We start from the raw sequence: 13553 nt of genomic DNA, 5'->3' as shown, positions 1-13553 counted from the left end.
CCGCGAGGATATTCCGATGTCTCTGTTTTTTATCAAACGCCCGAACTTCGCCTGGGTGGTAGCGCTGTTCATTTCTCTGGCCGGTCTGCTGGTCATTCCGATGCTGCCGGTAGCGCAGTACCCCAACGTCGCGCCGCCGCAGATCAAGGTGACGGCGACCTATCCCGGCGCCTCCGCGAAGGTGCTGGTGGACTCGGTCACCAGCGTGATCGAAGAGTCGCTCAACGGTGCGAAGAACCTGCTGTATTTCGAGTCGACCAACAACTCCAACGGTATCGCCGAAATTGCAGTGACGTTCCAGCCGGGCACAGATCCGCAGCTCGCTCAGGTTGATGTGCAAAACCGCTTGAAAAAAGCCGAAGCGCGGATGCCGCAAGCCGTGCTGACCCAAGGTCTGGAGGTGGAGCAAACCAGTGCCGGTTTCCTGCTGATCTATGCGCTGAACTATAAGGAAGGCACCCAGCACAGTGACACCACCGCATTGGGCGACTACGCCGCGCGCAATATCAACAACGAGCTACGCCGGGTTCCGGGCGTCGGCAAGCTGCAGTTCTTCTCCTCTGAAGCGGCGATGCGCGTCTGGCTCGACCCGCAGAAACTGGTGGGCTACGGGCTATCCATCGACGACGTCAGCGCGGCCATCCGTGGCCAGAACGTGCAAGTGCCGGCTGGCAGCTTCGGCAGTACGCCGACCAGCAGCCAGCAGGAACTGACCGCCACCCTGGCGGTGAAAGGTACGCTGGATAATCCGGAAGAATTCTCTCGTATTGTCCTGCGTGCCAACGAGGACGGTTCGACGGTCAAACTGGGCGACGTCGCCCGCGTGGAAATCGGTCAGGAAAGTTACAACTTCAACTCGCGCCTGAATGGCAGACCCGCCGTGGCAGCGGCGATCCAGTTGTCGCCGGGCGCCAACGCGATCCAGACCGCAACTGCGGTCAAGCAGCGCCTGGCCGAACTGTCGGCCTACTTCCCGGATGACGTGGAATATTCCGTTCCTTACGACACCTCGCGTTTCGTTGATGTCGCGATCGAGAAGGTAATTCATACCCTGATCGAAGCGATGGTCCTGGTATTCCTAGTGATGTTCCTGTTCCTCCAGAACATCCGCTACACCTTGATTCCGTCGATCGTGGTACCGGTGTGTCTGCTGGGCACGCTGCTGATGATGTACGTGCTGGGCTTCTCGGTGAACATGATGACCATGTTCGGCATGGTGCTCGCCATCGGCATTCTGGTGGACGACGCCATTGTCGTGGTGGAGAACGTCGAACGGATCATGGCCGAGGAGGGCTTGTCGCCGGTCGACGCCACGGTGAAAGCGATGGGGCAGGTATCGGGCGCGATCATCGGTATCACCCTGGTGCTGTCGGCGGTGTTCATGCCGCTGGCATTCATGTCCGGCTCGGTCGGTGTGATCTACCAGCAATTCTCGGTATCGCTGGCGGTGTCGATTCTGTTCTCCGGGTTCCTCGCGCTGACGTTCACCCCGGCGCTATGCGCCACGCTGCTCAAGCCGATTCCACAAGGGCACCATGAAAAGCGCGGCTTCTTCGGCGCCTTCAACCGTGGCTTTGCCAAGCTCACCGATCGCTATTCAGTCCTGAACAACGGGCTGGTGGCGCGTTCCGGCCGGATGATGTTGGTGTACCTGGGCATTATCGCCATGCTCGGTTACTTCTACCTGCGCCTGCCGGAATCGTTTGTGCCGGTGGAGGACCAGGGCTACATGATCGTCGACGTCCAGCTGCCGCCGGGCGCGACCCGTACCCGTACCGAATCGACTGGCGAACAACTGGAGCGTTACCTGGCTACCCGTGACGCGGTTCAGTCGACGTTCCTGGTGTCCGGCTTCAGCTTCTCCGGGATGGGCGATAACGCAGCGCTGGCATTCCCGGTGTTCAAGGACTGGTCGGAGCGTGGCGAAGATCAATCGGCCATGGCAGAAGTCAATGCGCTGAACGAGCAATTTGCCGTGGCCAACGACGGTGCGGTGATGGCCGTGCCACCGCCGCCGATTGACGGTCTGGGCAACTCCGGTGGTTTCGCCCTACGCCTGCAGGATCGTGCCGGCCTGGGTCGGGAAGCGTTGCTCGCTGCTCGTGATCAGGTGCTTGGTCAGGCCAACGGCAACCCGAAAATTCTCTACGCGATGATGGAAGGTCTGGCGGAGTCGCCGCAATTGCGCGTAGTGATCGACCGTGACAAGGCGCGCACCCTGGGGGTGAGTTTTGAATCGATCAGCAGTGCGTTGTCTGCCGCTTTCGGTTCGGAGGTGATCAACGACTTCACCAATGCCGGCCGCCAGCAGCGCGTAGTGGTGCAGGCCGAGCAGGGCGACCGGATGACTCCGGAAAGCGTGCTCAAACTGTACGTACACAACAGCGCGGGCGATCTGGTGCCGCTCAGCGCTTTCGTCACCACGCATTGGGAGGAAGGTCCGGTGCAGGTAGTGCGCTACAACGGTTATCCGTCGGTGCGCATCGTCGGTGATGCCGGGCCGGGCTACAGCACCGGTGAAGCCATGGCAGAAATGGAGCGTATCGCCGCGCAGTTGCCGGCCGGTTTCAGCTACGAGTGGACCGGTTTGTCCTACCAGGAGAAGGTCTCCAGTGGTCAGGCCACGCAACTGTTTGCGCTGGCCATTCTGGTGGTGTTCCTGCTGCTGGTGGCGCTGTACGAGAGCTGGGCGATTCCGTTGACCGTGATGCTGATTGTGCCGATCGGCGCCATCGGTGCGGTACTCGCGGTGATGGTCGCCGGCATGCCTAACGACGTGTACTTCAAGGTCGGTTTGATCACCATCATAGGGCTGGCGGCGAAGAACGCGATTCTGATCGTCGAGTTCGCCAAGGAACTCTGGGAAAAAGGTTACAGCCTGCGCGACGCCGCGATCGAGGCTGCACGGCTGCGCTTCCGGCCAATCGTGATGACCTCCATGGCCTTCATTCTCGGCGTGGTGCCGCTAGCACTGGCGACCGGGGCAGGGGCTGCAAGTCAGCGGGCAATCGGTACCGGGGTGATCGGCGGCATGCTCAGCGCGACACTGCTGGGTGTGTTGTTTGTACCGATCTGTTTTGTGTGGGTGCTGTCGATGTTGCGCAGTAAACCGGCTCCCATTGAACAACCCGCTTTGGCTCAGGAGTGACACATGCGTATTTCAGGATTTTCTACGCTGGTGATCGCCATGTTGTTGGCCGGTTGCTCGTTGGCGCCGACCTATGAGCGGCCCATCGCACCGATTGCGGACAACTGGGCGGGCGAGTCGTTGAAACAGGGCGCTCCGATCAACCAGTTGGCGTGGCAGTCGTTCATCGTCGATCCCGACCTGCGCCGTCTGGTGGGTGTTGCGCTGGCTAACAACCGCTCGTTGCGCCAGACCCTTTTGGACATCGAGCAGGCCCGGGCGCAGTACCGCATTCAGCGAGCCGATCGGGTTCCGGGGCTGAACGCAAGCGCGTCCGGCAATCGCCAGCGCTTACCGTCGGACCTGGCCAGTGACGGCCGGGCAGGGGTGGCCAGCCAGTATCAGGTCGGTCTGTCGCTGCCCGAATACGAGCTGGATCTGTTTGGCCGGGTAAAAAGCCTCAGTGACTCTGCGCTGCAGGAATACCTTGCCACCGAAGAAGCAGCCCGCGCCGCGCAGATCGCGCTGATCGCCGAAGTCAGCCAGGCCTATCTGGTTCACGACGGCGCCCAGCGTCGGCTGGAGTTGACCCAACAAACCCTGAGCAGCCGGGAATACTCGTTCGCGCTGATCAGTCAGCGCCGCTCCAGCGGCACGGCGACAGCGCTGGATTATCAGGAAGCTCTGGGGCTGGTGGAACAGGCGCGGGCCGAACAGGAACGCAATCTGCGCGAGAAGCAGCAGGCGTTCAACGCGCTGGTTTTGCTGCTGGGCACAAAGGACGCGGGCAAGGTGATTCCCGAGCGGCTGACGACGCAGCCGATGCTGGTGCAAGACATCGCTGCGGACACCACGTCGACGCTGATCGAGCGCCGGCCGGACATTCTTGCGGCCGAGCATCGACTGCAAGCGCGCAATGCCGATATCGGCGCGGCACGGGCGGCGTTCTTTCCGCGTATCAGCCTGACCGGCAGCTTTGGTACTTCCAGCGCGCAGATGTCCGGTCTGTTCGACGGCGGTTCGCGCTCCTGGAGTTTCGTACCGAACCTTTCGCTGCCGTTGTTCGATGCTGGTCGCAACAGTGCCGGGCTGAGTCTGGCCGAAGCCCGCAAGGATTCAGCTGTGGCGGCCTACGAAGGCACGATTCAGACGGCGTTCCGCGAGGTCGCCGATGCATTGGCTGCCACCGACACCTTGCGCCGGGAGGAGGCCGCGCGCCGCGCACTGGCCAATACCAGCACTGAAACCCTGAGTCTGGCCAAGGCCCGATATGAAGGCGGTATCGACAGCCACCTGCGTTATCTCGATGCGCAGCGCACCAGTTTCGTCAATGAAACAACGTTTATCGAGGTCAGCACGCAACGCCAGATTGCTCTGGTCGATCTGTTCCGTTCGCTGGGCGGAGGTTGGTCCACGCCGACAACCGTTAGATAACGCCTGACAAGAGCTCCTTTGGTTGGCGCATCCAACCGCCTTTGCCCCGCAGACCGAAAGGTCTCGGGGCTTTTTTTTCCAGGAAAACCGAGTAAGGCTTACAACGCACTCGCTGCGCCGGCCGCGCCATGCAGGAACATCTGTTCCAGCACATTGGCCGAGTTGGCACTGGCCGCGCGCCCACGGCGCTCGGCATCAACCATGCCGAAAATCATGGTCAGGAACAGCTCCGTGAAAACCGCGGCGGTGACATCGATACGAAACGCGCCCAGTTGCTGGCCACGCAGAAAAAAAGCATCCAGAGCGTCAGCATAAGTCTGCCAGCGGTCGCCCTCACCATTGACCGCAAACGTGTCGGGGCGGTACTGAAAGAGCAGGAAAACCAGCATTTCCCGATGCGCGAGATGCTCGTTGATCAAACTGCGCAACGCCTGTACCGGCTCGCCGTGCAACAGGTCGGTGGTGGTGGTGATCTGGTTCAGCACCGTCTCACCGTGGTTTTCCATCATCTGCACCAGGTTGTCACGGGTGCCGCAAAAGCGATGCAGCGTAGCCTTGCTGACGCCAGCCGCTTCAGCCAGTTCCTTGAGTGTCGCCCGAGGGCGATCCACGATGGCCAAGGCCAGCGCCTTGATAAGTCGTTCGTCTTGAGGAGTCAGGGTCATCAGTCGGTCTCGAATCGAATTTCAATCCGCCGAATTGTGCAGGAAAAGCTCATTACTGCAACGAAAACCACCGAAATAGAGCAAATGACTTCATCTGAGACAGTTTTTGTTCATCACGGGATCGGCGTTGCGCACCGTTCGAATGTCATGAATTGTAAGAAGCCTGCGCGATCTGATCCCCATGCGGCGCCTGGGCAAGGATCGACTCAGTGACTGGCCACCAACAAGGCCAGCGCAGTGCAAGCAGTCTCGGTTTCGGCTCGCAATCGATCCAGATCACCGTGGGCCGACCAGGCAATGGTCAGCCCGTCTACCAGTTGAATCAGCAAGCGGCTGGACGCCTTTAAAAACGCTTCGCTCAACTCAGTTCCCATGGCTCGCTGCAGCGCCTGCTCGGTGGCTTCAATGGCCACCGAGTAAATCTTGCTGGCCATTTGCGGGTCATTGCGCATTGCCCAGAAGAACAACTCGGTCTGCGCCCTGGCCGCATCCGGATGATCGATGAACCAAGTGATCAATTGCCGCAGAACTTCGGCTGCCGTCGCCGCAGCAGTGGCCCCGGCCGGTACCTGTTCCAGCGCTTGCGGTGGCAGGCTGAACAGCGATTCGTAGACCGCATAAAACAGGTCGTTCTTGGTATGGAACACGTAATGCAACGAAGCTAACGGACAGCCGGCTTGCGCCGCAATACGGCGGGTCGTGGCATTGGCTACGCCATGCTCGGCGATCACTCTGATCGTTGCCTCGACGAAATCCTGCCGGCGTAATTCAGCGCCCATTCTGGCCATGGTTCAGCAATCTCCTTTATTCCTGGCGCCCTATAACGACAAGGGCGATGTCGACGCTTGCGGATCCTACAGCAACAAATCACCAGGCGTCATGAATGGAAAGGGGACATGAAACGGCTGCACCAATAATGGTAACAACTGTTTCGTTATTTCCCGAATCGGTGCGTTTCGGCGAAACAAACGGAAACATCCTCCGGCAGTTTTATCGCGCTGTGTACCCCGCGATCGCGCAATCGATTGATAAGAAACGACTAATTCCCGCTCTGTGGATCTTGGCACCGGGCTTGCTTTGATTACTCGACTTGGTCATTTGATCAAGTCAGTTGATTAGGTTAGCGCAGGCAACGGGTTGCCACCGTAAAGACCACCCCGTTGCTGATCAAGGCCCACGAGGATCCCTCCCATGAACACAGTGATTGAGCGCCCCCATAACAATTTTTCTATTGGCGTCGTAATCCGGCATCTGGTCGCGGCCGTCGCTGCCTCGGCGTTTTTCTGTACGGCACAGGCAGCAGATAAGGATCCAGCATTACTCGGCACCAAACTGACTCCGCTGGGAGGCGAGGCGGCGGCCAGTGCCGACGGGGTGATTCCCGCGTGGACAGCACCCGGTCCTCAAGGTGGCAGTTGGACCCATGGCCAAGTGCGCGGCAAGCAATGGACGTTCAAGGATGACAAGCCGCTGTTCAGCATCGACTCGGGCAACGTCGATAAATACGCCAGCAAGCTTTCACCGGGCCAGGTAGAAATGTTCAAGAAGATTCCCGGCTACCGGATGGACGTGTACCCGACACGACGCAGCTGTGGCGTGCCGGATTTCGTCGCGCAGAACACGAAGAAGAACGTCGGTTTCGCCAAGCTCGACGGCGACGGCCTGGCGTTGCAGGAAGCCTATGTTCCAGGCATTCCGTTTCCATTTCCAGCCTCGGGTGCCGAAGTGATGTGGAACATGAAAATGCGCTATCGCGGCGTTGGCTTCGATATGTCGAAAACCGTTTCCGGAATTTCGCCACGCAAGGGCAGTGAAGACTGGCTGCGCACCTCCACCGACTGGTTCATGTACACACCATGGGGCGTGAAGGGCAGCGCGCTGTTCTCGTCATTCGATCGCCTGGAAGTCGCCACCTACTTCAGCTACACCGACCCCGCCGCGCTTGCCGGACAAGCCGGGGTGGTCACCACCAAGGCCGGCGAGCAAGCCACCACGTTCTATTACTTCCCGGGCCAGCGCCGCGTGCGGCGCATGCCGGCGTATTCCTACGACGCACCGCAAATCGGCCTGGACAATCAATACACCATCGATGAATCCAACGTGTTCTTCGGCCCCATGGACCGCTTCGACTGGAAGCTGCTGGGCAAGCAGGAAATGCTTGTGCCCTACAACTCGTTCGGGGCCTACGACAACTCGGCGAAGATCGAGGAGGTGGCCAAGCGCGACTTCATCGCTCCCGAATCGCGTCGCTATGAGCTGCACCGCGTGTGGGTGGTCGAAGCGACCGTCCGCCAAGGCATGCGCCATCAGGCACCGAAGCGTCTGTTCTACATCGACGAAGACAGCTGGAACGCGCTGATGGCGGTGGACTACGACAAGCAGGGGCAAATCTGGAAGGTCCGCGAGGGTTACACGATCCCGGTGTACGAGACCGGCACCTGCGACATGGAAGCCCAGGCGCAATACAACCTGGTTGACGGTCGCTACCTGTACGACATGACCTCCATTGGCACCGGCAAGAACGACCATCGCTGGCTGACCGACGGGGCGAGCAATCCGCGCCTGAAACGCGACTTCTACACCTCCGACAACCTGCGCGCCAACAGCGAACGCTGATAGCGGCTTTCGGGAACAGACATGAAAAAAATAATCAGTAGAACCTCAGGTCTTGTCATCGCGTGTGCAACCCCATTTGCCATGGCGTTCACCTTTGAAACCGAAAACATTCGCGGCTCTTTCGACTCCACCATCGCCGTGGGCATGGGACTGCGCACCGAATCGCGCGGCTGCAACCTTATCACTAGCGGCCCCGGCGGGCACAATCCACCCAGCGGCTGTCTGGCGCCCAGCGCAGGTGTTGGTGACCAGGGCGACTTGAACTACGACCGGGGCGACCTGTTCACCAACTACATAAAAGGCATCCATGAACTGGTGCTGAAGTTTCCCGAAGACTACACGTTCATGGCGCGCGGTAGCTGGATTCGGGACTTTGCCGCGACCGACACCAGCGGTGCGCTATCGGCTAACCGGCCTGAAGGTGTCGGTAGCGACGGCCTCACCAGTGGCGCCCGAGACGATCTGGAGTTCAAGGCGCGTCTGCTGGATCTGTGGGTGAGCAAGAGTTTCGATGTCGGTGACCAACGTGTTCGCGCTCGCCTGGGTAATCAGGTGATCAACTGGGGCGAGAGTCTGTTCGCTGCTGGCGGCATCAACAACACCAACGCTTACGATGTCATGGCATTGTCGCGTCCCGGTACCCAGCTCAAGGAAGCCTTGCTGCCGGCCCCGATGTTGAGCCTGGCGTCGGGGCTTGGTGCCGGGGTGAATATCGAGGCGTATTGGCAGTTCAATTGGAACAAAAGTGAATTGCCCCCGGTAGGGAGCTATTGGTCCACCACCCACGCGCTGGGTGAGGGCAGGGGTACCTACGGGTACGATGAAAAAGAGGCGCGCAACAGCGGCCAATGGGGCGTGTCACTGCGCTGGCAGCCTGACAACACCGATCTCAACCTGGGTCTGTACGTGATGCGTTATCACGACAAACTGCCGTCACTGAGCGTGCAGGTGGATCCGCAAACCTTCGCCGCGGCGCCGACCTGGGAATATCCGGAAGACCGCATGATGTACGGCATCAGCGCCAATATGCCGGTCGGCGACTGGGCACTGGGCACCGAGTTGTCCTATCGTCCCAAGGATGCGGTACCGCTCAACCCGGTCATCGACGCTTGCGCCGCCAACGGTGGCAAATGCTGGAAAGACGCAAAGAAACTGCAATGGCACCTGACCGGCATCTACAGCATGACGCCGTCCAACTCGCCGACCTTGCTCGAATTCACCGGTGCCAGCACCGGTACCTTGTTGAGCGAACTGGTGGTCGTGAAATACCCCGGTCTGCATAACGACTACGCCGGGGAACCCATCGCCGCCGGCCTTAATACCTGGCAACTGGACCCGGCCATCGCGCCGAGCGCCAAGGGTAACAAAACCTCCTCTGGCATCAGCCTCGATTTGAGCCTGACCTATGACAACACGCTCGTTCCTGGCTGGCAGGTCACGCCGGGAGTGTTCTACTCGCGCTCGATCAACGGACGCACCCCGAACCTGTCGGCCACCTTCACCGAAGACGCCAGCAGCATGAACCTCTACCTCAACTTCGTGCGCAATCCGGCGAGCTGGCAAATCTCGGCCAACTACGCAAAGTTCATGGGCGGCAAGACCCCTTACGATCAACTGCTGCGTGATCGCGATTACGTTGGCCTTGTGGTTTCCCGAACCCTGTGAGGCGCGCCGTGAACAGTTCCCTGAACCTTAAGCAAAGCACTTCGCGCGGCGTGTTACCGCGCATCGAACAATGGCTGTTCTCGCATCGCATGCTGACGTTGGCGAGCCTGGCGCTGTTCACCTTGGGCATGGCTTGGTTTGCCGTGCAGTTGCGCATGGAAGCCGGGTTTGAAAAGCAGTTGCCCATCGGCCATGAATACATCGAGACCTTTGAGACCTATCGCAATGACTTGCTCGGCGCGAATCGGTTGACGGTGGTGGTCAAGGCTCGCCAAGGGACGATCTGGAGCCAGGCAGGGCTCAACCGTCTGTATGACGTCACCCAGGCGCTGATCTTTCTGCCCAACGTGTCGCGCAGCAGCGTGCGTTCGTTGTGGACGCCCAACGCGTTCGTCAATGAAATCACCGAAGAGGGCTTTCGTGCCGACCCGCTGGTACCAGGGACGGTAACGCCGGAAAGTCTCGATGATACGAGCATAGCCATGATCGCCAACTCGACGGCGCAGGGTGGTTTTATCGGAACGCTGGTGGCTCGCGACCAAAGCAGCGCGATGATCACGGTCGACCTCAACGAGTTCGATACTAACGGCCAGCGCCTGGACTATGTGGCTTACAACCAGGTCCTGGAGCAGCAGATTCGCGGTCAGTTCGAGGACATGGATTTCGAGATCCAGATCATCGGCTTCGCCAAGCAGATCGGGGACATTGCCGTGGGCGCTTCGGCGGTTTTCGAGTTCTGTCTGCTGGCCTTGTTGCTGACAGCGGCTGCGGTGTTCTGGTACTGCCATTCGCTGCGTTTCACCTTGCTGGCGGTGGGTTGCTCGCTGGTTTCGCTGATCTGGCAGTTCGGCGCTTTGCGTCTGCTCGGCTATGGCCTCGATCCGTTGGCGGTGCTGGTACCGTTTCTGGTGTTTGCCATAGGGGTATCCCATGGCGTGCAGCAGATCAACTTCATCATTCGCGAGATCGCCTGCGGCAAGTCGGTGGAGGGCGCGGCGCGTGCCAGTTTCAGTGGGTTGCTGATTCCCGGCACACTGGCGTTGGTCACCGCATTCGTATCGTTCGTGACGTTGCTGTTGATCCCGATACCCATGGTGCGGGAACTGGCAATCACCGCTTCACTCGGGGTGGCGTTCAAGATCGTCACCAATCTGGTGATGCTGCCCGTGCTGGCCTCGATGCTCAGGGTGCATGACGGTTACGCCGCAGCCGAGGAAGTTTCTCGCCAGCGCCGTGTCCGTTGGTTACACGGTCTCGCCCGTTTGAGCGAATGGCACAACGTGCGCTGGGTGCTGGGTATGGCCGTGCTGATCTTTGTCACGGCGGCGTGGCAAAGCCATGATCGAGTCGTCGGTTCTTTACAGGCCGGAGCCCCGGAACTGCGCGAGGATGCGCGCTTCAATCGGGATGCGCTGTCGATCGCCAGCAATTACGACATTGGTCTGGACTGGCTCAGTGTGGTCTTCGAGGTCAAGGTCGATGGCGGTGCGAACGACTGCGAGAACGTCGCTCTCGGCCAATATCAGGACCGTTTTGTCTGGGCCATGCAAGGTGTGCCTGGTGTGGTCTCGGTGACCTCGTTTTCCAACAGCCTGCGCCAGTTCAACGAGGGCTATAACGAGGGCAACCCGAAAATGAACGCGGTGCCCATCGACCCGACCAACTACTCGTCGATGGCCGCCGAGGTGGCTCGCGTGCCCGGCATGATGCGGACTGATTGCAGTATGACCGCGGTGCATTTGTTTCTCGCCGATCACAAGGCAACCACCATTCACCGGGTGATCACCGCGGCCAAGGCTTTCCGCAGCCAGTTCACTCAGTCCGGGGTGAGTGTACGTCTGGCGTCCGGTAACGCCGGCGTGATCGCGGCGATCAACGAAGAAGTGGAACGCAGCGAGTTGCCGATGATGCTTTACGTCTACGGCGCTATCGCGCTGCTGGTGTTTGTCGTCTACCGCGATTGGCGCGCAGTGCTGGTCTGCTGCCTGCCGCTGACTCTGGGGACCTTCATCGGCTACTGGTTCATGAAGGAGCTGCAGATCGGCCTGACCATCGCCACCTTACCGGTCATGGTGCTGGCGGTCGGCATCGGCGTGGATTACGCGTTCTACATCTATAACCGTTTGCAGCTGCATCAGGCGCTCGGGCAACCGATCACCAAAGCCGTGGAGCATGCATTGCTGGAGGTCGGCGTCGCCACGATTTTTACTGCGATCACCCTGGCGGCGGGCGTCGCCACCTGGGCGTTTTCCGATCTGAAGTTTCAGGCAGACATGGGCAAGCTGTTGGCCTTCATGTTTCTGGTCAACATGATCATGGCTATGACCGTTCTCCCAGCCTTCGCAGTATGGCTGGAGCGGACATTCCCGCGACGGCGCCCAGTGCGCCTGATCGGCTCACTGGTGCATTGAGGAGACAGCCATGCGAAACCTGATGCCTTTACTGGTTCTGATGTTGCCGGCGTTATTGCAGGCTTCGTCCTTGTCGGCTGTACCGGCTACACAAACGGCCAGCGCCAATGCCGCGACGCTGTTGAGCGTTGCCCGGGCCGGGGAGCGAACCGTTGCCGTCGGCGATCACGGCGTGGTGCTGTTGTCGGATGATCACGGTGGGCATTTCCGTCAAGCGACATCCGTGCCGTTGGCCACCCCTCTGACGGGGGTGTCCTTCGTCGATGCCCGTCAGGGTTGGGCCGTTGGTCACTGGGGGGCGATTCTGGCCACTACTGACGGCGGCGATACCTGGCAGGTGCAGCGCCTTTCCAGTGCAGAAGATCGGCCACTGTTTGCCGTGCACTTTTTCAATCCGCAGCAAGGGGTGGCGGTGGGGCTGTGGTCGCTGGTGCTGACCACCGATGACGGCGGCAAGCACTGGACCGAGCAGCGACTCGAAGCTCCGCCGGGTTCGAAGCGGGCCGACCTAAACCTAATGGGGCTGTTTGCCGATGGGGAAGGGTGCTTGTACGCCACCGCCGAACGCGGCCAGTTATTGCGCTCAGACGATCAGGGCAAGCACTGGCGCTATGTGGATACCGGTTACAGCGGCACGCTGTGGACGGGGGCGGTGCTGGGCGACGGCTCGCTGCTGGTGGGCGGGCAACGCGGCACGTTGCTGCACGGCTCCGCCGACGGCGCACGTTGGCAGCGCGTGTCGCTGCAAAGCAAGAGCTCGGTCACCGCCATCGATGTTTCCGGGCAAACAGTCATCGCCGTAGGTCTGGACGGTTTGATCGTGCGCAGCGACGACGGTGGCCAAAGTTTCCATGAACAACCCAGCGGCGACGGGGTTTCGCTCACGGCGACACTGCTGAACGGGGATGGCTCGCCGATCGTCTTTTCCCGTAGAGGCGTCGTTTCTCGGCACTGATACCGGCGGTATGTCGGGAGTCGAACGCCATGCTCGTTTCCCGACACGTCGGCGCGATTTTTTCTCAAACGAACTGCTGATTTCCGGCCGAATTTCCATGCCTGAATGAGTTTCTATAGGTGCAAAATAATAAACATAACGAATGTTGCGTTAATTAATTTTGCTTGTTAGAGTCGATGGCAAATAACAAGACGCAGCACGCTGCAAGCGCAGCGGCTGCCACTCTCGATGGAGGTACTTTGATGATCTCGCTCAAGTCGACACTCACCCTGCCAGCCGCTGGACTCACCGGTTTCGAAACCCCGCTGACGGAAGAGGAGGCTGCGATTCAGGCCTCCGTGCACCGCTTCGCCAAAGAAGTGTTGCGACCATTGGGTCGCGAGCTGGACCGCATGACCGCCGAAGAGGTGGTTGCCCCTGGCTCGCCTTACTACTCGCTGTTTGCCGAGTTCGCCAAGCTCGGCCTCGACCCGGCGCTGTTGGCACAGTTGCCGCCGGACATGGCGGTGCGAATCGAATCGCTGATCGGTGAAGAACTCGGCTGGGGCGACGCCGGGCTGGCGATCTCTTTGGGCTGCGCCGGTTTCCCTCTGCAAATGGCCGTTGCCGCCGGCAATGCCGAACTGGTCGAACTCTGCCAGGGCCGGATCGGCTGCTGGATGGCCACCCCACCCGACCGT

At 60.1% G+C, this 13553-nt stretch carries 8 protein-coding genes and 1 pseudogene; 7 read left to right on the top strand and 2 right to left on the bottom strand.

What is annotated here, in order from left to right:
- Nucleotides 1-16 precede the first annotated feature (16 nt).
- On the top strand, nt 17-3148 hold the full coding sequence (locus tag GIW79_RS25335; protein ID WP_054918955.1) for an efflux RND transporter permease subunit: 3132 nt from the start codon (nt 17-19) through the stop codon (nt 3146-3148).
- A 3-nt stretch (nt 3149-3151) separates the two neighbouring features.
- Nucleotides 3152-4561, top strand: coding sequence for an efflux transporter outer membrane subunit (locus GIW79_RS25330; RefSeq protein ID WP_072446641.1), 1410 nt, complete (start codon nt 3152-3154; stop codon nt 4559-4561).
- Nucleotides 4562-4659: 98 nt separating this feature from the next.
- Here the strand turns inward: GIW79_RS25330 and GIW79_RS25325 are convergent, their stop codons facing one another.
- Nucleotides 4660-5226, bottom strand: a complete 567-nt coding sequence (locus GIW79_RS25325; protein WP_054918957.1) for a TetR/AcrR family transcriptional regulator — start codon at nt 5224-5226, stop codon at nt 4660-4662.
- Between the two features lie 206 nt (nt 5227-5432).
- Complete coding sequence (locus GIW79_RS25320; RefSeq protein ID WP_169918920.1) at nt 5433-6014, bottom strand: TetR/AcrR family transcriptional regulator; 582 nt, start codon at nt 6012-6014, stop codon at nt 5433-5435.
- A gap of 403 nt (nt 6015-6417) precedes the next feature.
- Between GIW79_RS25320 and GIW79_RS25315 the strand changes: the two genes are divergently transcribed.
- From GIW79_RS25315 to GIW79_RS25295, 5 genes and pseudogenes are all read left to right on the top strand, one after another.
- Nucleotides 6418-7842: a DUF1329 domain-containing protein gene (locus GIW79_RS25315; RefSeq protein ID WP_054896431.1), complete on the top strand. Its 1425-nt coding sequence runs from the start codon at nt 6418-6420 to the stop codon at nt 7840-7842.
- A gap of 21 nt (nt 7843-7863) precedes the next feature.
- The gene (locus tag GIW79_RS25310) at nt 7864-9507 is read left to right on the top strand and encodes a DUF1302 domain-containing protein (protein WP_054896432.1); all 1644 of its coding nucleotides are present in this window, start codon (nt 7864-7866) and stop codon (nt 9505-9507) included.
- An 89-nt stretch (nt 9508-9596) separates the two neighbouring features.
- Nucleotides 9597-11918, top strand: a complete 2322-nt coding sequence (locus GIW79_RS25305) for an efflux RND transporter permease subunit (RefSeq protein ID WP_268934303.1) — start codon at nt 9597-9599, stop codon at nt 11916-11918.
- Between the two features lie 10 nt (nt 11919-11928).
- Nucleotides 11929-12873: a WD40/YVTN/BNR-like repeat-containing protein gene (locus GIW79_RS25300; RefSeq protein WP_054918964.1), complete on the top strand. Its 945-nt coding sequence runs from the start codon at nt 11929-11931 to the stop codon at nt 12871-12873.
- A 242-nt stretch (nt 12874-13115) separates the two neighbouring features.
- A pseudogene (locus GIW79_RS25295) lies at nt 13116-13553 on the top strand (acyl-CoA dehydrogenase family protein); the annotation flags it as partial.

This window comes from Pseudomonas sp. PA-7-1E (genome assembly GCF_021605325.1).
Classification (GTDB): domain Bacteria; phylum Pseudomonadota; class Gammaproteobacteria; order Pseudomonadales; family Pseudomonadaceae; genus Aquipseudomonas; species Aquipseudomonas fluorescens_BV.
This window is presented reverse-complemented; position numbering and strand designations above follow the sequence as displayed.